22 protein-coding genes and 1 pseudogene are annotated in these 20326 nt (G+C 36.2%); 15 read left to right on the top strand and 8 right to left on the bottom strand.

Annotated features, from left to right (window positions below):
• Window position 1 precedes the first annotated feature (1 nt).
• On the top strand, window positions 2–883 hold the full coding sequence (locus IGL90_RS07880; protein ID WP_048737301.1) for an ROK family protein: 882 nt from the start codon (window positions 2–4) through the stop codon (window positions 881–883).
• 40 nt (window positions 884–923) lie between these two features.
• Here the strand turns inward: IGL90_RS07880 and IGL90_RS07875 are convergent, their stop codons facing one another.
• On the bottom strand, window positions 924–1535 hold the full coding sequence (locus IGL90_RS07875; protein WP_002365791.1) for an FUSC family protein: 612 nt from the start codon (window positions 1533–1535) through the stop codon (window positions 924–926).
• Window positions 1536–1637: 102 nt separating this feature from the next.
• Here IGL90_RS07875 and IGL90_RS07870 point away from each other — a divergent pair, with 102 nt between their 5' ends.
• The 5 genes from IGL90_RS07870 to IGL90_RS07850 all read left to right on the top strand — a co-directional run bounded on the left by IGL90_RS07870 (window position 1638) and on the right by IGL90_RS07850 (window position 6523).
• A complete protein-coding gene (locus IGL90_RS07870; RefSeq protein WP_002360063.1) occupies window positions 1638–2597 on the top strand; it encodes an aromatic acid exporter family protein in 960 nt (319 codons plus the stop codon).
• Window positions 2598–2714: 117 nt separating this feature from the next.
• Window positions 2715–3668 carry a hypothetical protein gene (locus IGL90_RS07865; protein ID WP_002360064.1) on the top strand — a complete coding sequence of 318 codons (954 nt, stop codon included), beginning with the start codon at window positions 2715–2717 and terminating at the stop codon, window positions 3666–3668.
• A gap of 154 nt (window positions 3669–3822) precedes the next feature.
• The gene (gene murC, locus IGL90_RS07860) at window positions 3823–5160 is read left to right on the top strand and encodes a UDP-N-acetylmuramate--L-alanine ligase (RefSeq protein WP_002357163.1); all 1338 of its coding nucleotides are present in this window, start codon (window positions 3823–3825) and stop codon (window positions 5158–5160) included.
• 198 nt (window positions 5161–5358) lie between these two features.
• Window positions 5359–5844, top strand: coding sequence for a MaoC/PaaZ C-terminal domain-containing protein (locus tag IGL90_RS07855; RefSeq protein ID WP_002357164.1), 486 nt, complete (start codon window positions 5359–5361; stop codon window positions 5842–5844).
• On the top strand, window positions 5837–6523 hold the full coding sequence (locus IGL90_RS07850) for a Bax inhibitor-1/YccA family protein (protein WP_002357165.1): 687 nt from the start codon (window positions 5837–5839) through the stop codon (window positions 6521–6523). The genes IGL90_RS07855 and IGL90_RS07850 overlap by 8 nt, the downstream gene beginning before the upstream one ends.
• Window positions 6524–6568: 45 nt before the next feature.
• Here the strand turns inward: IGL90_RS07850 and IGL90_RS07845 are convergent, their stop codons facing one another.
• The 3 genes from IGL90_RS07845 to IGL90_RS07835 form a co-directional block, all read right to left on the bottom strand.
• On the bottom strand, window positions 6569–8371 hold the full coding sequence (locus tag IGL90_RS07845) for a glycerophosphoryl diester phosphodiesterase membrane domain-containing protein (protein WP_002377127.1): 1803 nt from the start codon (window positions 8369–8371) through the stop codon (window positions 6569–6571).
• A gap of 99 nt (window positions 8372–8470) precedes the next feature.
• Complete coding sequence (locus IGL90_RS07840; RefSeq protein ID WP_002383106.1) at window positions 8471–9079, bottom strand: TVP38/TMEM64 family protein; 609 nt, start codon at window positions 9077–9079, stop codon at window positions 8471–8473.
• A 221-nt stretch (window positions 9080–9300) separates the two neighbouring features.
• Window positions 9301–9675 (bottom strand): VOC family protein, encoded by a 375-nt coding sequence (locus IGL90_RS07835; protein WP_002419919.1) that lies wholly within the window; start codon window positions 9673–9675, stop codon window positions 9301–9303.
• Window positions 9676–9872: 197 nt separating this feature from the next.
• Here IGL90_RS07835 and IGL90_RS07830 point away from each other — a divergent pair, with 197 nt between their 5' ends.
• From IGL90_RS07830 to rplS, 4 genes are all read left to right on the top strand, one after another.
• Window positions 9873–11234: an Nramp family divalent metal transporter gene (locus IGL90_RS07830; protein ID WP_002360069.1), complete on the top strand. Its 1362-nt coding sequence runs from the start codon at window positions 9873–9875 to the stop codon at window positions 11232–11234.
• 107 nt (window positions 11235–11341) lie between these two features.
• Entirely contained in the window at window positions 11342–11866 is a 525-nt protein-coding gene (gene rimM / locus IGL90_RS07825) for a ribosome maturation factor RimM (protein ID WP_002360070.1), read from the top strand.
• Window positions 11856–12596, top strand: coding sequence for a tRNA (guanosine(37)-N1)-methyltransferase TrmD (trmD, locus tag IGL90_RS07820; protein ID WP_048737299.1), 741 nt, complete (start codon window positions 11856–11858; stop codon window positions 12594–12596). The genes rimM and trmD overlap by 11 nt, the downstream gene beginning before the upstream one ends.
• Before the next feature lie 143 nt (window positions 12597–12739).
• A complete protein-coding gene (gene rplS, locus IGL90_RS07815) occupies window positions 12740–13087 on the top strand; it encodes a 50S ribosomal protein L19 (protein WP_002357176.1) in 348 nt (115 codons plus the stop codon).
• A gap of 121 nt (window positions 13088–13208) precedes the next feature.
• On the opposite strand, the gene IGL90_RS07810 is transcribed toward rplS, so the two are convergent.
• Window positions 13209–14114: a polysaccharide deacetylase family protein gene (locus IGL90_RS07810; RefSeq protein ID WP_048737297.1), complete on the bottom strand. Its 906-nt coding sequence runs from the start codon at window positions 14112–14114 to the stop codon at window positions 13209–13211.
• Window positions 14115–14337: 223 nt separating this feature from the next.
• On the opposite strand from IGL90_RS07810, the gene yqeK reads away from it, so the two are divergent.
• From yqeK to IGL90_RS07795, 3 genes and pseudogenes are all read left to right on the top strand, one after another.
• The gene (gene yqeK, locus IGL90_RS07805; protein WP_010777729.1) at window positions 14338–14916 is read left to right on the top strand and encodes a bis(5'-nucleosyl)-tetraphosphatase (symmetrical) YqeK; all 579 of its coding nucleotides are present in this window, start codon (window positions 14338–14340) and stop codon (window positions 14914–14916) included.
• 159 nt (window positions 14917–15075) lie between these two features.
• Window positions 15076–15555: pseudogene (locus IGL90_RS07800) on the top strand (DUF4767 domain-containing protein); the annotation flags it as partial.
• Between the two features lie 335 nt (window positions 15556–15890).
• Window positions 15891–16616: a DeoR/GlpR family DNA-binding transcription regulator gene (locus IGL90_RS07795; RefSeq protein ID WP_430604628.1), complete on the top strand. Its 726-nt coding sequence runs from the start codon at window positions 15891–15893 to the stop codon at window positions 16614–16616.
• A 40-nt stretch (window positions 16617–16656) separates the two neighbouring features.
• On the opposite strand, the gene IGL90_RS07790 is transcribed toward IGL90_RS07795, so the two are convergent.
• The 3 genes from IGL90_RS07790 to IGL90_RS07780 all read right to left on the bottom strand — a co-directional run bounded on the left by IGL90_RS07790 (window position 16657) and on the right by IGL90_RS07780 (window position 18953).
• Window positions 16657–18060 (bottom strand): PTS galactitol transporter subunit IIC, encoded by a 1404-nt coding sequence (locus tag IGL90_RS07790; RefSeq protein ID WP_002357183.1) that lies wholly within the window; start codon window positions 18058–18060, stop codon window positions 16657–16659.
• Window positions 18061–18154: 94 nt separating this feature from the next.
• Window positions 18155–18457 (bottom strand): PTS fructose transporter subunit IIB, encoded by a 303-nt coding sequence (locus IGL90_RS07785; RefSeq protein ID WP_002357185.1) that lies wholly within the window; start codon window positions 18455–18457, stop codon window positions 18155–18157.
• A gap of 1 nt (window position 18458) precedes the next feature.
• The gene (locus IGL90_RS07780; protein WP_002357187.1) at window positions 18459–18953 is read right to left on the bottom strand and encodes a PTS sugar transporter subunit IIA; all 495 of its coding nucleotides are present in this window, start codon (window positions 18951–18953) and stop codon (window positions 18459–18461) included.
• Between the two features lie 222 nt (window positions 18954–19175).
• On the opposite strand from IGL90_RS07780, the gene lacA reads away from it, so the two are divergent.
• Both lacA and lacB read left to right on the top strand, forming a co-directional pair.
• Window positions 19176–19604: a galactose-6-phosphate isomerase subunit LacA gene (gene lacA / locus IGL90_RS07775; protein ID WP_010713306.1), complete on the top strand. Its 429-nt coding sequence runs from the start codon at window positions 19176–19178 to the stop codon at window positions 19602–19604.
• A gap of 25 nt (window positions 19605–19629) precedes the next feature.
• Complete coding sequence (lacB, locus tag IGL90_RS07770; protein WP_048737295.1) at window positions 19630–20145, top strand: galactose-6-phosphate isomerase subunit LacB; 516 nt, start codon at window positions 19630–19632, stop codon at window positions 20143–20145.
• Window positions 20146–20326: the final 181 nt, after the last annotated feature.

The raw sequence follows: 20326 nt of genomic DNA, 5'->3' as shown, positions 1-20326 counted from the left end.
TATGGCAATTTTAGCATTTGATCTTGGCGGTTCTTCCGTGAAATACGGCGTTTGGACAGGCAAAGAATTAACAAATCAAGGGAGCTTTCCAACACCTGGCTCTTGGGAAGAAATGAAAGCGCATTTATATTCGGTTTATGCAGACAAAAGAAATGAGTCGATTAGTGGTGTTGCTTTTAGTTCACCTGGAGTAGTTGACGAAAAAAGTCAACAGATTTTAGGGATTTCCGCCATTCCATATATTCATCATTTTAACATTTATGAAGAATTAGAAGCGTTGTTTGGCTTACCAGTGACTATCGAAAATGATGCGAATTGTGCTGGTTTAGCTGAGATATATGAAGGCGCAGCGAAAGGAAAAAAAGAAGTGCTTTTTGTCGTTATTGGGACAGGAATTGGTGGAGCGATTTTTCGCAATGGCGAATTGTACAAAGGCGCTCATTTATATGGAGGCGAGTTTGGACTGAACTTTTTAAGTAATGGCCAAACATTCAGTGAAATTGGCACAGCTGTCAAAATGGCTCAGCGCTATTGTGAACGAATTGGAGTCGAAAAACAGGCGGTGACAGGAGAAGAAGTTTTTGAACTGGCACAACGAGGGGATGAGGTTGCTCGCGAAGAAGTCAATAATTTTTATGATTATTTAACACAAGGATTATTCGGCTTACAGTTTTCTTATGATCCTGAAATGATTGTACTCGGAGGCGGTGTTTCTGCTAAAGAAGGCTTATTAGCAGAGATTAATCGCCGGATGCTAACGCATTTACAAACCTTTGAATTAAAAGATTTTGTTCCAGAAATCGTGACCTGCCATTATCAAAATGATGCCAACTTGATTGGCGCAGCCGCCAACTTTCAAGCAAAAATGAATTGGGAACTATAAAGAAACAGCCGATTGTTGTTCTCTTCAATCGGCTGTTTCTTTATTTATTTGCCTTGTCGTCAGTGTTTTCTTCTGCGGCAATCCGCGCTTGAACTTGTTGGCGTAAAGCTTCTAGTTCTTTTTCTTTCTTTTCTAATTCAGCTAAATCTTCAGAAATTTCATGGGCTTCTTCTGCTGGCTTAGGTTGTAAAAAGACGTTTAAACCAATCGCTATAAAGGTCCCAATGAATGTATCCAACACACGTTCCATTGCATATTGAAAGGAATCGCTTTGCGGAATACTTAAAGAAATCATTAAAAGTGTCGCAGTTGCAGAAATGATTCCAGCATTGTTATTAATCCCATCAGAAACAACGATGACGATAATGACTAAAAGTGGTAGTAGCAGTAATTCTACTAAGTGTTGATTAGGAAAATAATCTTGTGCTAATACATAAAGCAAAGCTAAAAAGCCACCCAATGTGTTTCCAATAATGCGCGATTTTCCAAAAGACAAACTAGTATTTAAATCTTGTCTTAGCGAAAAAACAGCTGCTAAACAGGCAATCATAGGTGAGCCACGATGGAAAAATTGAAATAAAAGAATACACAGCATGACAGCAATTGCTGTTTTTAACGTTCGCATGCCTAAACGAAATCGACCCACTATCATAAATATTCGCTCCTAAATAACTTTTCTCTTTAATGATAACCGAAATAGAGGTAAAATTACTAGAGAAAAGTGAAGAATTATTATTTTTTAAGGGGAGTATGCATGAAAATTGGTTTACGAACAGTCAAGACAGCCATTAGCGCTGCATTAGCAATGATTATTGCGGAAAAACTGGGATTACTTTATGCCCCTTCGGCAGGGATTATTTCGGTTTTAAGTGTTACTAGCACGAAAAAAACATCTGTCATGACAGGGATTTATCGTTTGTTATCCTTAGCTTTAGCAACTATTTTAGCGTATATTTGTTTTACTTTTTTAGGTTTTACAGCGATTGCTTTTGGTATTTTTTTGTTATTATTTATTCCAGCAGCTGTGTATTTTCAATTATCTGATGGGATTGTTGTGAGTTCCGTTTTGGTAACTCATTATTTAGTCGAAAAAAATCTTTCTTGGGCGATTATTGGAAATGAGTTTTTATTAATGAGTATTGGTGTGGGACTAGCGTTATTAGCTAATTCTTATATGCCTGATACAGAAAAACGTTTAAGAGAAGACCAAGAAGTCATTGAAACAATGTTTCGTAAAATTTTAAGGGAAATGGCGCTACATTTAAACAACGCTGCAGGAGAGCGAAATTTGGTCATGCATTGTGCAGATTTAAAAACCTTTATTCGCACAGGCGAGACGTGGGCCAAAAATCATGCCGAGAATCAATTGCTGTCTACCAATACGTATTATTTAGAGTACTTTGCGATGAGAAAAATGCAAAGTAATATTCTAAAAAACATGTTGGAATTATTAGAAGATATTACTGTTGATGCGCAACAAGTTCGTTATATTCAACAATTGTTGGAATATACGGCAGAAACATTTGCAGAGAATAATGATGGACAAGAAATTATGAATCGAATTAAGACCGTTTATGAAACCTATCGCACAAAACCATTGCCGCAAACAAGAAGTGAATTTGAAAATCGGGCGCGACTCTTTCAGTTTTTACAATTGTTTCAGTCATTCATTCAAGTCAAAGCGGACTTTGCCAAATTACAACTAGATAAATAAACAAAAAAGAAACCTTTTTAAACGGAGGTTTCTTTTTTTGTTCTCTTAAAAATTCAGGCAAGTTCTTTAGTATTCATTGAGAATGTGTTAAACTAATGAGAAAGAAAAATAAAAGGAATGACCGCAATGGATAATGCTCAAGTGAAGAGAAAACATTTCCGTTTTCCAGCATATGATGATGAACAGGGCGTAAAATTACCAACAGATAATGAACGTAACTTATTTCAAGATGATCTGATTGGTAAAGCAATGTCAGGTAGCAGAAGAACTGCAACATCTGCCGAAGATACCAGACAAAGCACACCATCCGTCCAACAACCAACAACGAATCAATCAACTACAAATAAACAAACACAACAATTAACAGCAGCACAACAAGAGCAATTAGCACGTCATCGTTCTAATTTGCCAGACTACACAAAACATGCTAGTAAAGCAACGAAAAATAAACAAGCAACGAAAAAAAATAATAGCCTTTTTGGGACGCCAAAAGGAAATGGCTGGACACAAACGTATAAAAAAAAAGAAGTCGTAGCGAAACCAAGTAGACCTGCCGCATCACCATTAGTGCAGAAAACGACACCTTCTTATTTTGTTCCTAAATATATCCCGGCTTCTGTGATTCCTGAGGAACAGGAACCTAGTTTTACTGAAGAAGAGTTGCTAAAAGCAATGAAAAAAGATCGGCGTTCATATGTCATTCTTGATGATGAACCAACGGCTTTTCAAGTGAAAGATACGGAAGAAGATCCAACGGTGCGGAAATTTAATATTCCAACCTCAGAACCTGAGATTCCTTTAACTAGACGACAATATCAACAAATCAAACCAGACTTAGAACGTTTTGGCGAAGATGCGTTGGATTTACGTTCGCGTTCCCGTTTGAATGCCGCAAAGAAAAATGCTAAAAGTCAAACGGCTTATGGGAAAAAATTAGCTAAAGCGAATGCTCAAGTGGAGCCGGAAGCACCTGTGACAGAAGAAAAGAAAAAGGGCATCTTGGATAAACCATTAAGTGGGATGCTAGAAGATTCAAGTTCTGTATTAGAAAACAGTAAATATTTTAGTTAAGAGATGAAACTTGCATGTGGAATTGAAACATGTAAGTTTTTTATTCTGTTTTAATAGTTGATTATTTTTTTGTTTTATACGATAATGAATCTCGTATGATTGAAATTTTTTTAAAAAAGGTATGTTTTATATAGTGACAGAGAAGAGGATTATAATGGGAAATCAAGAGAACAAATTATACCATTTTGTCGGAATTAAAGGTTCTGGCATGAGCTCATTAGCGTTGGTCTTACACCAAAAAGGCTACAACGTTCAAGGATCAGACGTAGAAGAGTATTTCTTTACACAACGGGATCTTGAAAAATCAGGTGTCCCTATTTTACCATTTAATGCAGATAATATTGATAAAGACATGATTGTTATTGCTGGAAATGCTTTTCCAGATACCCATGAGGAAATCGCCCGCGCCATCGAATTAGGCGCAGAAGTAATTCGTTACCACGATTTCATTGCTCGTTTTATCGAACCGTACACAAGCATTGCTGTAACAGGGTCACATGGGAAAACAAGTACGACTGGTTTGCTAGCACATGTATTAAGTGGTATCAATCCAACTAGTTATTTAATAGGGGATGGCACTGGCCACGGCGAACCAGATGCTGATTTCTTTGCATTTGAAGCGTGTGAGTATCGCCGTCATTTCTTGGCTTATTCACCAGATTATGCGATTATGACGAATATCGATTTTGATCATCCAGATTACTACAAGAGCATTGAGGACGTTTTTTCAGCGTTCCAAACAATGGCTCATCAAGTCAAAAAAGGAATTTTTGCTTATGGTGATGATAAGTATCTTCGTCAGTTAGAATCAGAAGTGCCAGTATATTATTATGGCGTCAGCGAAGAGGATGATATCCAAGCCCGAAATATTCAACGAACAACGGAAGGCTCATCTTTTGATGTTTATCACAAGGATGATTTTGTAGGTCATTTTGTCTTACCAGCATTTGGCCATCACAATATCATGAATGCGCTAGGTGTGATTGCTGTGGCTTATTTTGAAAAACTTGATATGCAAAAAGTCGCAGAAGAAATGCTAAGTTTTAAAGGTGTAAAACGTCGTTTTAGCGAGAAAAAAGTCAGTGACATGATTATTGTTGATGATTATGCGCACCATCCAGCTGAAATTAAAGCAACGATTGATGGCGCTCGTCAAAAATATCCTGATAAAGAAATTATTGCTGTCTTCCAGCCACATACATTTACACGAACAATTGCCTTAATGGATGAATTTGCTGAAGCACTGGATTTAGCAGATGAAGTATTCTTATGTAATATTTTTGGCTCTGCGCGTGAAACACAAGGCGAGGTACGCATTGAAGATTTAGGTGAAAAAATTCAAAAAGGTGGACAAGTAATTACCGAAGATAATGTGTCGCCTTTACTAGATTTTGAAAATGCAGTGGTTGTCTTTATGGGCGCTGGCGACGTTCAGAAATTTGAACAAGCCTACGAAACATTACTAAGTAACACAACTAGAAACGTTTTATAAGAGAACATAAAAAAAATCGGGACAGGGGTATCTGGCTTCAAAAAATAAGAAGCTGCTCCTGTTCCGTTGTTTGTTTTTAGAATGCTAGCATGGTAGATAAGTTGGTTTTGTTTAAACATCCTTTAAGGACTACTTTTTAGCTTGCCTTTTAAGTACATTTTGGTACAATTATCTTATCAATAACGGAGGTGTACTAATTTGAATATCGGAAAACCGAGAAAATTAGGCAAAACCATCGAAGATATCGAAGAGGGAGATTCGTTGTCCTTGACAGAGTCAATTGAAGACAAGGACTTATTACTTTACTTGGGCTTGACCAATGATGCGAATCCTTTATATATCCAACATGATTATGCCCAAAAAACAGAATATGAAAAACCAATCGTACCATCAATTATGCTGATGGGGATTATCACTAGTGCGATTTCAAAACATTTACCAGGACCAGGTTCACATGTTGTGAATTTCTCTGTGAACTTTGTGGAACCCGTTTTTCATTACGAAACATTGACTTTCCAATTAGAAGTAATCAAAGTCGACAAAATGAAAGATGTGATTACCATTTCAGTTGAGGCTGTTAATGAGCAAGAAAATCGCGTGTTAGATGCAGTGGTGATGGTTCAACCACCCCAAGTGACGATTGATGAACTAACAGAGAAAGAAGGGACTTTAACTTATGAATAATCAAGAGTATATCCAAACTGGCACAGGTTTGAATAAATTTTATGCCAAAATTTACGGATTTTTAGCGTTAGGAATTGGTATTAGCGCAATTATGGCTTATGCCATGACAACTGTCTTTTTACCTGTTCTAGCTACTTTATTCCAATCAAGCTTAGCTTTTTGGATGATTTGGCTTGTTGAAATTGGCTTAGTTTTATATCTAGGCGCAAAAGCACAGAAGAATCCAACCATTGCGATTGCAGGATTTGTTGCGTATGCATTATTAAATGGTGTCACTTTATCCGTGACGTTATTAATGTATACTGGTGGAACAGTGGCCGGCGCATTTTTAAGTGCAGCAGCTACCTTTGGCGCGATGTCATTAGTAGGTGTCTTTACGAAGAAAGACCTATCAGCAGTTGGTCATGCCGCTTATAGTGCCTTAATCGGAATTATCATTGCGATGTTGCTAAATATGTTCCTTTTACACAGTAATGCTGTAGAATTCTTTATTTCCATTTTAATGGTCCTAATTTTCTCAGGGATTACTGCTTACGATAACCAACGTATTCGCCAAGTCTATGCGCAAACAGGTGATCAAGCAGGTACTGGGATGGCCGTTTTCTTCGCATTACAATTATACCTTGACTTCATCAACTTATTCTTAGCTTTCTTAAGAATTTTTGGTAAAAACAACTAACATGAACGTAAAAGAGCCAATCTGCTCAGCAGATTGGCTCTTTTTTTAACCCATTCCAATAGCGAAATTCAACAGTTTATCGGAGTATGTTGGGTTTTCTAAATCGGTTTTCATTGTTTCGTTCAGTAGACTGAGCTGATCGGTAATGATGCCATCGACGCCATAAAAAATCATTCGTGTCATAACATCTTCATCATTTGCTGTCCAAGCATAAACTTTTTTCCCATCATGATGAGCGGCATTTACAAAGTTACGATTCATTGTACTGTATTCCATAGTAAAAAAGTCAACTGGCATTTTAGGCGGTCCCACAATGTTGAAAGGAATAACGTAACCTACATAAAAGCGTGGTTCTTCTTTCTTTAAGGCCATCGCCGTATCATAGGTTAAGGTATGAAGGATATGGCCGTTTTCTAAAATATTTTCACGGTATTGTTTGACAAAGCGCTGTACTAAATCAGGGCTATCTTGAGGCGTGGTTTTGATTTCAATTAATAAACGTTGTTTTAATTGATTGGCTTTGGCTAAATAATCATCGAAAGAAACCATTTTAGCAGTTTGACCATTTTCTGTGACATTCATATTCGTTAATTCTTTAAGTGTTAATTGATTCGGTCGTTTATTAACGCCCGTTAACGCCCGTAAATTAAAATCGTGCATGACAATAAATTGATGGTCTTTGGTTTCTTGAATATCCATTTCAACATAATCAGGTTTTGCCTTATTGGTCTCGATTAAAGAATCCAAGGTGTTTTGAACGCCATTGTTACCATTAACACCACGATGGGAGATGGTAACCGGTTTTCGGTCAGGTGTATGACTTAGGTAATTCGTATTATAGGTGCCTACACCAATTCCGAAGATGATTGCAATCAAACAAAAAAGAACGACTCTGAAGGTGGTCCATTCTACCCGAACCTCTGATTTCGGGGTGAACCATTCTGGCGTGTCAGGCAAAATCCCTTCATCCTCCATATCATCAACAATAATGTAAAAAATAGCAACACTAGACAACACCAAGTTTAAGAGCATCATAACCTGAAGGAGCGTCATAGCGATGACAGCGCTAGGTAAAGACCACTCAGGTTTAAATGTTTCGACGGCGGTTTGACCTAAAAATATCAAGAAATAGCCAGCCGTAAAAATCCCTAAAACAGTTCCTCCAATGATAATAAATTGCCCTAAAATCTGGAAAAAGCGCCGCTTTGTAATTTGCCAACTACGTTTTAAAGACTCACGAAAACCAACATCACGTAAAATCAACTCTGGAAGGGCAAAAGCAAGTCGAATCGCTAAATATAAGATAATCAGTTCTAACAATACGAAACCAATAATAATAATGACGCGATTTGCAAAAATAAAATCTAAGATAAAGGCTGGAATCTTAACTCTTGTTAATAAATAAGAGCGGAAGGTTAACCCACTTAATGGTAAAATCAAAAAGAAATATGCCAGGAAAAACAGAAAGGTAATTCCTCGAACTTTTTTGATCTGAAGCAAGGTGCCGTGCAATAATTGCGTTAGAGTAATTGCTTGCTTTTTCTTAATAAAATAGACACTAAGCAATAAAAAGGTAAATTCAAAAAAGAGTGCCAATAAAATTAACAGCCCAATTAGTAGAAAAGTCAAAAGGACATAGGGATGTTGCGTAGCAATTGCCCCTAAGTTATCGTAGGAAATATAATCAATCCCACCTTCTTTGAGTACCAATTTGGACAAACTTGTCAATAAAGGCAATAGAACGAATAACATAAATCCGTGCATCAAGAGCACATCGCGAAAATACGCCGTTGTCCCTTTAAGAAAATCTAGCGTATTCACAATACTATTTTTAAAATAACTAAACATCAAAAGTCCCCCAGTTTCTACCAAAATTCCATAATAAAAGGACTAAATCAAACTGACACAGGCAGAGTTTTGATTTAGTCCGTTCGCTTTTTTATTTATTTACATTCCCAGTAAGCTAGTTAAAAATGTACCGCCATAAATTAACGCAAGACTATATAAATAGATAGAAGCAGGTTTTGCTAATAGAATAATCAGAGTAAATTTTTTCACAGACATTTTTGTTAAACCGGCCATTAAACAAAGCGCATCATCCGGTGCAATCGGGAAGAAAATTGCTAAAGCAAACAATCGTTCAAAACGTTTTTCATTGTCTAACCAACCGATATACTTGTTATATGTTTTATCACTGACAAGGCTCATAATGAATGGTTTCCCATAATTACGACCTAATAAGAAAATGATAATAGAGCCAAGTGCAATACCAACGTAATTATAGACGAAGCCCATTGTTGGCCCGAAAATCAAGACCCCTGCAGCACAGCTAACACCACCAGGAATAATCGGAATAACCACTTGAATAATCTGAATTAACATGAAAATAATCGGACCGAGAATGACAGATTGCCCTACTAGTCCTCTTAGTGCATTGATGTCCTTGAAGACACCTAATCGGATAAAATAGATGGTTGCAATTATGGTTGCAACAATGCCCAAAATGGAAATAATATTAACAATTTTTCTAGATAGGGTAACACTCACATTTCTCATCTCCTTTAGTTATACTCATCGTACTTTTAGTATATAACTTTTTATCAATAAAAAACATCGTTTGTTCTTTCTGCAAACGAACAAAGTTGTAAGATACACATCATTTGATAAGTTTATTATACAAAAAAAGAGACAGAAAAGACATCCTACTTAAGACCCATTCTGCACTGATCTTTCGAAAGAGAGTTAAAGAAACGAAAGTGGCGCATCTTTTAGGAATATTATAGAGGGGCAAAGAGTGAAATTAAATTTGCATCCACGTCTTTAATGATTGCGTATCGTTGGCCCCAAGGTGCATTCCAAGGTTCTTTAAAAACAATGTAACCAGCTTGGCTCATTTTTTTCACGGTGCTATCAACTTCTGCGGCCGTTTCACAAAGAAAAGCAAGTTCAATTTTATCGCCTTGCTGGCTAGGCGCAAACCCATAGACACCAGTAATCATTTGTAGTGAATTTAAAGAAATCCTGACGCCATTGTTTTGTAATTCTGTGTAATCAGGCGAAGCTTCTCCCAGCACGTTAAAACCTAGCGTTTGGTAAAAAGAGAGTGCTTGTGTCATATCGTTGACGATAATACCGACCATATCTAACTTCATCCTCATAACCTCCGATCTATGATAAAATAAGTGTAAGGGATTTTTTGGTAAAAACCAAACGATTTATAGCGAAAGTGCTTAAAAAAATTAGAATGTAACAGTTTACAACGAAGAATAAGAAGACTATAATTATGTTAACTAGTTTTAGGTGTACCTAAAAGTGAAATGTGTGAACAAGATAGATTGAGGGATGTTGGATGAAAGAAAAGAAAACGGAAAAAATGCTTAATTATGCAAATGGACCTAGTTTAGAAGAGATAAATAATACCGTCGAGGTACCTAAAAATGCTAGCTTTTGGCGAACTTTGTTAGCCTATAGCGGACCTGGCGCTTTAGTGGCTGTTGGTTATATGGATCCAGGAAATTGGATTACGTCAATTGCTGGCGGAGCGGAATATAAGTACACGTTACTTAGTGTGATTTTGCTTTCTAGTTTAGTTGCCATGTTACTACAAAGTATGGCTGCACGCTTAGGAATCGTGACAGGAATGGATTTAGCCCAAGCGACTAGAGAGCATACAAGTAAACGAACGGGCGTTGCCTTGTGGGTGGTGACGGAGTTAGCCATAATGGCAACAGATATCGCTGAGGTAATTGGTGGCGCCGTTGCTTTGCAATTATTATTTGGTTTTCCATTATTAATTGGTGTGTTGATAACAACGTTTGATGTTTTATTACTTTTGCTACTGACAAAGTTAGGCTTTCGCAAAATCGAAGCAATTGTTTCTTGTTTAATTGCAGTCATCTTTTTTGTTTTTGCTTATGAAGTGGCATTAGCAGATCCAAATGTTGGTGAAGTATTACGAGGTTTTATTCCAGACACAAAAATAGCGACAGATAAATCCATGTTATTTTTAGCCTTGGGGATCGTTGGAGCGACAGTCATGCCTCATAACTTATATTTGCATTCTTCCATTGCGCAAGCTCGGAAATTTGATCGTAACGATGATGCTGAGAAAGCCAAAGCAATTCGTTTCACTACTTGGGATTCAAATATTCAATTAACTGTCGCTTTTGTCGTAAATTGTTTGTTGTTAATTTTAGGAGGAGCATTATTTTATGGAACTAACAGTGAATTAGGTAAATTTGTTGATTTATTTGATGCTCTGAAAAATCCAGATATTGTTGGTAATATTGCTAGCCCAGTGTTAAGTATTCTTTTTGCAATTGCTTTACTGGCTTCGGGTCAAAATTCAACGATTACAGGTACGCTGTCAGGACAAATTGTAATGGAAGGCTTTATCCATTTAAAAATGCCGTTGTGGGCACGACGAGTGTTAACTCGTTTGTTAGCAATTGTGCCAGTCATTATCTGTGTCATTATTTATGGCGGTAGCGAAACGGCTGTTGAAGACTTGTTGCTTTATACGCAAGTTTTCCTAAGTATTGCTTTGCCAGTGTCGATTATTCCTTTAACGATGTATACAAGTGATAAAAAATTAATGGGCCAATTTGCGAATCCAGCGTGGGTGAAATTTTTAGCTTGGATTATTGCTATTGCCTTGACGTTATTGAATTTATTTTTAATTTATGGCACATTAACTGGTTTAACGAATTAATAAAAACAAAGGCTGACTAGAAAAGTTGGCCTTTGTTTTTTCATAGAATTTGCGCGTAAGAAATGGTAGAATAGGAAAGATGAAATACAAGGAAGAGAGGCTTTCACGTGACAGATTATTTAAATGTAGGAAAAATTGTGAACACACAAGGAATCAAAGGAGAAGTTCGGGTCATTTCGAAAACGGATTTTCCAGAAGAACGTTATCAAAAAGGGGCAACGTTACTGCTATTTCAAGAGAAAAAAGCACCAATTGAATTGGTCGTGAAGTCCCACCGCAAGCATAAGAATTTTGACATTTTAAGCTTTGAAGGACATCCAAATATCAACGATGTTGAAAAATATCGTGACGGTATTTTAAAAGTTGCAAAAGACAATCTCGCTGAATTGGCAGAGGACGAATTTTATTATCACCAAATCATTGGTGCCACTGTTTATGATGAAACCGGTAGTGAACTGGGAAAAATTAAAGAAATTTTATCTCCTGGTGCGAATGATGTGTGGGTCGTCCAACGACCAAAGAAAAAAGATTTACTTTTACCGTATATTGAAGGCGTTGTTACAAAAGTCGATGTCGAAAATCAACGGATTGATGTGGACATTCCAGAAGGATTGATTGACGATGAGAATTGATGTATTAACTCTTTTTCCTAGAATGTTTGAAGGACCAATGGGGGAATCAATTATTGGGAAAGCTCGGGAAAAGCAGTTATTAGAATTGAATGTCTCTAATTTTCGCAATTTTTCAGATAACAAACATCAAACGGTCGATGATTATCCGTATGGCGGTGGCGCGGGGATGCTTTTAAAAGTACAACCGATCTATGATAACCTAAAAGCAATTGAAGAAGAGACAAACCAGCAACCAAAACGGGTCATCTTATTAGATCCGGCAGGAAAACCGTTTAATCAAAAAATGGCCGAGGAATTTTCACAAGAAGAACATTTAGTTTTTATTTGTGGACATTATGAAGGCTATGATGAGCGAATTCGCACGATGGTCACAGATGAAGTTTCATTGGGGGATTATGTCCTAACAGGTGGCGAATTAGGTGCGATGGTTATGATTGATGCAACAGTCCGTTTATTACCTGATGTCTTAGGTAACAATCTTTCTGCACAAACGGATTCACATTCCACTGGCCTATTAGAGCATCCACAATATACCAGACCTGCTATTTTCAATGATATGGAAGTCCCTGCCGTGCTAACGAATGGTAACCATAAATTAATTGCAGAATGGCAACTAAAAGAATCATTACGACGGACCTTTTTGCGTCGACCTGACATGTTGGAATCAGTAGAAATGACGCCTGAAATGTTGAAGTTATTAGAGGAAATTAAACAAGAAGAGCAAAAATAAGGGAACTTTCAAGAAAATTCTCTTTACAGCTTATTTTGTCTGTGGTAAACTAATTTGGTGAGTGCAATGCGCTCTAACTATTACAATATTCCGCTGTGGCAGAAGTGACCATAAGAATATTTGGGAATAAGGAGAAGGATAAAATGAATCCATTAATTCAAGAATTAACACAAGAACAATTACGTACGGATATTCCTGCGTTCCGCCCTGGTGACACTGTTCGCGTTCATGCGAAAGTAGTCGAAGGTACTCGTGAACGTATCCAGTTATTCGAAGGTGTTGTAATTAAACGCCGTGGTGCTGGAATCAGCGAAACTTACACAGTACGTAAAGTTTCAAATGGTGTTGGTGTGGAACGTACATTCCCATTACACACACCACGTGTTGCTCAAATTGAAGTGGTTCGCTACGGTAAAGTACGTCGTGCAAAACTTTACTACTTACGCGCATTACACGGAAAAGCAGCTCGTATCAAAGAAATCCGTCGTTAATCTTTACTATTCGACAAACGAACACCCTCTTGCTCAGCAAGAGGGTGTTTTTGTGTGTAATTAAGCAGAAAATCAACATTGGCTAAGACCAGAAATGCTTCCTTTAGTGCTCCGAGTTGCTTTAATATAAGACACCAAATTGATAACCATTTGCTTGATAAAACTCTATTAATTGTGGCAATGCTTGTTTTGTTAATTCCTTATCTACTGAATCATGCATTAAGACTACTCTAATATTATAATTTGGATAGACCTCAAGTGAATGTTGATGGAAAGCAAGCATTTCTGCGACTGTAGTAGGCTGTCTGTCTAACGGCTCCGCATCCCCAACCATCGCATTCCAGTCAATCCAATGGATGCCAAGTTGTTTGAATAATTCATCAGATTTTTCTGTACCTCCCCATGACATATGACCTCCTGGGTATCGCCAGAGAGTTGTTTGAAATGTTTCGCCCAGTATTTTTTTTAGTGAGTTTTCCATGGTTGCTATTTCCGCTTGTATTTCTTCAGTGTTGACAATCCCGTTTGGATATAACGTTGCATAATCATGTGTTAAACTATGAAAGCCTATTGAATGCCCTTCTGCGACTTCACGTTTCACTATGTTTTGATTTTCGGAAGTTAGGGTATTTCCTACAATAAAAAAAGTTGCGTGGACGTTATACTTTTTTAATGCATCTAGGACTTGTGGGGTTATTTGATTATTAACGCCATCATCAAAGGTTAAGAAGACTAATTTTTCACCTTTGTAAGGTTCTTCTCCAGTTATATATTTTCTGATTTTGTCTGCTGAGTAAGCATATTTTTTTGATGAAATAGTCATGTGTTTTGATTCCTTTTCTAACTTGGTCGGGGAATCTTTTTTTGCAGTTGAATTTTTAGTCAATGTCTGCACAGTATCATCATTTTTACTTGTTATCTTGGGTTGAGTTAAAAGGAACATTTGAATGAAAACAAGAACAATGAGGATTAACGCACTAAATAATACATACCCGTTTATTTTGAATTTTCTTTTCTTATGTCGCATACTTTCACTCCTCTTTGGTTAATGAAAAAGTTAAAAAATACACCTCCACGTTATACAAAATTGAACGTCCTATTAGTTATAGACGAATTTGAGGACCAAAAAGTTTCAATTTTTTCAATTTAGTTAGTTGTTTATTTAATAAAAAATAAAAGGTTGCTAGAGGATGAAAGGAGTATAATTTATTTATCTAGAAGAGTAATCGGAATGAGAAAGGGCTGTGGAAATGGATCATCAACAGGTGTTGAAAAATGAAATTAAACAATATTTAGTGAGTAAAAACTGTGAGAAGACGTATTATCATTGTATGGAAGTTGGAGAGTATGCCTATCAACTTGGTGAAAAATATTTAACTAGTCCAGAAAAAGTAAGTATTGCAGGATATTTACATGATATCTCTGCGATTTATCCAAATAATCAGAGAATTAGTGTCGCACAAAAATATGGGATTGAATTAAACGAAGCAGAAATGGCCTTTCCAATGATAATTCATCAAAAAATTTCTAAGTCTATTGCGAAAATGGATTTTGGTATTGAAGACAATGAAATTTTATCAGCTATTGAATGCCATACAACATTGAAGAAAAACTATTCGGACATAGATTTAGTTTTGTTTGTCGCTGATAAAATAAAGTGGGATCAAGAAGGGAAGCCACCATACTTAGATGGTTTATTACAAGCTTTAAATTGTTCTTTAGAAAATGCCGCATATTTCTATATCGATTATATTTTGAAACACGATATTAAAGTTGTGCATCCTTGGTTATGGGATGCTTACAATCAACTTAATTTGACAATTAAATAACAAATAAATATAGCCGTTTTTAGTCGAGTTTTGCTGGTGAGAAAAGTGGAAAAGTAGTACAGTATTCTTGTCAGAAAGAAGGGATTCCCAATGAAAAAAATAATCTTGATAGGTCTTTTATTGAGTATTTTATCAGGATGTTCTTCCAACAAAAATGGCGACAGCCAGCCCTTAGTTTTAGTGACGATGCAAAATCAAGGAGATCCTTATGGCTATCTATATTTTGGAGCAACAGATAACGCAGAGTTGAGGGCTGGCTTTGAAAAAATTGTAGGTGCCCCGTCAATTACTAAAGAACAAATCCCAAATATTTCAGTCAATCCGTGGTCTTCAAAAGAGGAAGCGATTGATTTTTACGAAGGAATGTATAAAAACACGGCAAACGAAATTTCAACTCAAATTGACTGGCATAACTATCAGCGGGCAAATTGGCGCGAGGTAGAAACAAAAGGCGACACGTTGACATTGCATTTTGCCAACGCGGGCGGTGCTGGGGGCTCATACACACAATTCACGAAAGTTGGTACGAATACTGTTGTTGTATCATTTGATGGTAATGCTGCTTATCCAGACAACCCAAGTAGCGTTTTACTTGTGCAAAACAGTGATTATAAAGTTTTAAGGACTTTGAATCAGTAATAGGGGAAATACATCGTTTACTTAAACATAGGCAAAGGCAGGTTACTTATAAAAAGGTAAGCAGCCTGCCTTTGCCTATGTGCTATTTTTTTGGATAGAGGTGCTCAGAGTAGGGGATGTTTTTCTGGGAAGTTTTTATGCTAGATCTCTATTTGACTAGGCTCAAATAGATCTGAATCAATCGTTGGAGTGATATCTGTTTATATAAAGATAGGCTAAATCGTCAATTTTTTTAAAATCGTCGTTCATGTTAAAATAAATGGAGAAATGTTTTAGTATTCATAGTAAGTATTTTATCGTAGAATAAAAGATATACTAACAATGGAGCGATGAAAATGCTAAAAGAAGAAAGATTAAATGCGATAGTCTCTCTAGTAGATCAAAAAGGGGCAATCAAAGTTACTGAAATTATGGAACGATTAAATGTTTCGGATATGACTGTTCGTAGAGATTTGACAGAATTAGAAGCAGCGGGGCGTTTAAAACGAGTACATGGAGGAGCTAGCAGTTTAAATACATATCGTCCACATGAATTGTCTCATGCTGATAAACAAATTATTAATAGTGTTGAAAAAAAAGAAATTGTCCAAAAAGCATTAAGTTTAATTCACGAAGAAGAAACTATCTTCCTAGGACCAGGAACAACTATTGAACTTTTGGCCGAGGCAATGGAATTTAAACATTTAAGAGTAGTAACAAACTGTTTGCCTGTGTTTGAAACGTTAAGTAAAAAAAAGAATGCGTTGACCATTTATTTGGTTGGTGGAGAAATGCGACTTTTAACTAAATCTTTTTTTGGTGAAATCGCTAATAAAGCATTTTTTAGTTGTAATGCGTTAAAAGATAATAAAATTATGACAGCCACTATTGAAGAAGGACAAACACAAGCTATTGCATTAGATAACTCAATAGAAAAATATTTGTTAATGGATACTTCTAAAGTAGAGAAACAGGATTTTTATTCTTTTTATCAATTAGAAGAAGTGACAGCGGTAGTTACAAATAAAGATAAATTTGACACATCTAAAGTATTGGAAAAAGTTGTCAGGGTGATCTACTAAAAAGAAGAGGTGCAGATGCACCTCTTCTTTTTAGTTCCCCTTATTGAGCTTTTTGAGCATAAATAATATTTCGCTTCTTCATTTGTTTTGCATACCAAATGAAAATCAGTAGATAGGCGACTAGCGCCAGACATGCGTATAAAATAAATTCGAGTTGACCTTGTGATGCATTGCCGACTAAGTATCCTAAGAATTTTTCCATTGGCCCTTCCATGGTAGTATGTGAAATTAAAGTATTATTATTTAGACCCGCTGGGAAAGCGCCAACTTTTTTTGCGGTTTCGGTAACGAACGGTGCAATTAGGGTACCAGACCATAAGAACAAAGGTAATTCGATTGCTCCAATGATAATCATTCGGATGAGTTTACCTCTTGTTACTACTAGTAGAGCAGGGGTTACACCCATTGCAATAATTCCGCCAAGTGGTAAAAGTTTGTTGCCAGGTAGGACAATGGCTTCTAATAGCATAATTGGAGCCAATACGTTAGCTGCTGCCCAGATTTCAGCACGACCAGCTAAGAAAGGCCAATCTAAACCAATATTAAGTGTACGTCCTTTTAATTTATTCGAAGCAAAATCAGTGATCCCTTGGGATAAAGGCTCAACTGCAGCGATAAACCAAGTTCCAATTAAAGAGAATAGTTCCAAACAGACTGCAGCCGTAAAGGATAGAGAAAAAATTTGCGTGGGTGTTTGGCCAGCTAAAAGACCCACAAAAATCCCTAAGTAAATCCCGATGGCAAATTTTGATCCCCAAAAGCCAATTTTACTATTCAATTTGGCAGCGTCAAAATCGTATTTGTCTAACCAAGGAAAAAGCTTATCAAAAATTTTATCAAAAACCATAATGATTGGGTTCATCATATAGTTCATATGTGTGGTAGTCATAGGATTGGTATCTGGGGCGTTAAGTAAATCGTTAAACGTTGGTTTCATTAAGTCAGAATTGATAATTTTTAAAACACCTATGAAAATAACTAAGATTGTTGCAATTATTAAGTTTGCGCCACAAAAAATAGCAAATAAACCAACAATCGATAGATGCCAAATGTCGAAAATATCCACATCTAATGTGTTTGTTTTATTTAGAATTAACATAATGACATTGACAATCACCATAATTAAAAGAAAGTAAAGGGTGTAAGGAGATCCCCAAGTGATGGTGGCCAAAGGTGCCCAACCAACATCGGTAATATTTAAAGAAATTCCTGTACGTTCTACGAAAGAGGCCATTGCATCTGAGAAAGCAGTAGTTAAAATTCCTATAATAGCACTGATACCAGTTAAAGCAATTCCTAGTTTAAGACCACCTTCTAATGCGCGAGTGGGTTTTACCTTAAAACAAAGGGCAATCAGTGTTAAAACAATAGTCATTAAAGGAGCAGCACCTAAATCAATTAAAGGTTTAAAAATTGTATTTGCTAGGTCAATAATCGTATTCATTTATTTTCTCCTTCATAAGCTAAGATAACAAAATTTTTATCTTAGTTTTGTTATTGTTGACAGTGAAGCGTAAGTAATTAGTCTGAAAAGGAAATCATTTGTTTAAAGAGTGAATGATACTTTCCATTTGTTGATAAACAGGTTCAGCCATTGCTGGAATTCGATAAAGAATTGCGCCTGCATCAACTACAGGAATCGTGATTGGGAAACCCAAATCTGTTTTGGCGATTTGGGCGAAAATATCATAATGGGATAGCATCTCTTGATTGATATCTTTAATCATTACGGCATCGCAAGAAACTTGGTAGCCTCTTTTTGATAATTCTGTTTCTAATGCAGATTTGATTTGATGGCTAGAGTTTACCCCAGCCCCACATGCAGCTAAAATTTTAATCATGTTAAATCTCTCCTTTAAAATTTTTTTGTAAAAAACGATAAACTTCTTCTTTATCTTCACATTGAAAAAAAGCCAATAGTGATGAACGGTCTGTCGTGTTAATAAAATCCATGATAGTCGCTAAAAGACCCGTTTGTTCAATACCGTTTTCATTTAAAATCATGAAAAGAAAGGAAACAGAGAGCGTTTCATCTGGGATAATCATGTTATGAAATGATAAGGATTGTTTCAATTTAATCGGGATAATTCTTGTCGTCCGTACAAAGGTACTTTCGGTATGCGGAATGGCGATATTCGGTAGTGCAGGATCAATCGGTGTTAAACTTAAACCAGTCGGATAGTTATGTTCTCGTTCCAATAAATTAGTTAGAAAATCAGGTGTAACTAATTTCTTTTTTAACAAGTCTAAATAAACTTCTTCAAAAACTTCTTCTTGTGTTTTTTTGTTTGAAATATAGGTAGTATCTAATGAAAAAATCGATGTTTTAATAACCATAGAACCCCTCGTTTCTTTAATATATTATTATTTATTTACAAGTATAATATAAAACGCTTTCAAAAAGATGTCAACACAATATTAAACAATAATAAACAAAAAAGAAAATAAATGTTGAATAAAGTTCGATATTGTTTTATTATGTTTTCGAGAAGGGGATTTGAGTTTAAAGAAAGGGACAGAATTTTAATAGTAGATACACGAGGTAAGGAGGAAAACAAAATGCGTGTCATACTTGGTTCAGATTTAGATGGAATAAAATTAAAAGCAGAAATGAAACAATACTTATTGCAAGAAAAAGTTGAGGTAATCGATAAAAGTGAAAGTGCTTCGGAAGACTTTATAGAAGCAACGCTTGCTGTTGCTCATGAAGTTTTAAAGGATACTGAAAGTTTAGGAATCATTTTTGATGGTTATGGGGCAGGTAGTTTTATGACTGCTGCTAAAATTAAAGGAATGATTGTCGCTGAGTTGTCAGATGAGCGTTCTGCATATATGGCGCGAGAACACAACAATGCTCGGATGATCACGGTGGGCGCAAAAATTGTTGGAACGGAACTAGCCAAAAACATAATAAAAGAATTCTTAACAGGTCATTATGCAGGCGGGCGTCATCAAATACGTGTCGATATGTTAAATAAAATGGCTTAACAAATAATAGAAAGGAAGCGTTTTTATGAAAATTGCCATTGGTTGTGATCATATTGTGACGGATACCAAAATAGCAGTTTCTGATTTTTTGAAAGCAAAGGGATATGAAATTTTAGATGTAGGCACGTATGATTTTACTCGAACTCACTATCCTATTTTCGGAAAAAAAGTGGGAGAAGCCGTAATGAGCAATCAGGCTGATTTGGGTATATGTATTTGCGGAACAGGCGTTGGAATTAACAATGCGGTTAACAAAGTGCCGGGTATCCGTTCTGCTTTAGTTCGCGATATGACTACAGCGTTGTATGCGAAAGAGGAATTGAACGCAAATGTTATTGGTTTCGGTGGGAAAATAACAGGAGAATTCTTGATCTGTGATATCGCTGCTGCTTTTATTGAAGCACACTATCATCCAACAGAAAACAACGAACAACTAATTGAAAAAATTAATCAAGTTGAAAAACAACATCCAGAACAACAAGATGCGCACTTTTTCGATGAATTTTTAGATAAATGGCAACGAGGAGTCTATCACGATTAGTACGTAATCAATGAGGGTTATTTGAGAAAGCGGTCTTAAATAATAATCATTGGTATTTGAGTTAAATTCCCCTTCATTAATTTTTATTGCTGTTTTAATGTGGCACTGTAAAGAGCATTATTAAGAAAAAGAAGTAACAAAGGAACAAATTGAAGGCTATACAGGTAACCATAAAAAGTAC

Source organism: Enterococcus sp. DIV1307a, from assembly GCF_050537425.1.
GTDB classification, from domain to species: domain Bacteria; phylum Bacillota; class Bacilli; order Lactobacillales; family Enterococcaceae; genus Enterococcus; species Enterococcus faecalis.
This window is presented reverse-complemented; position numbering and strand designations above follow the sequence as displayed.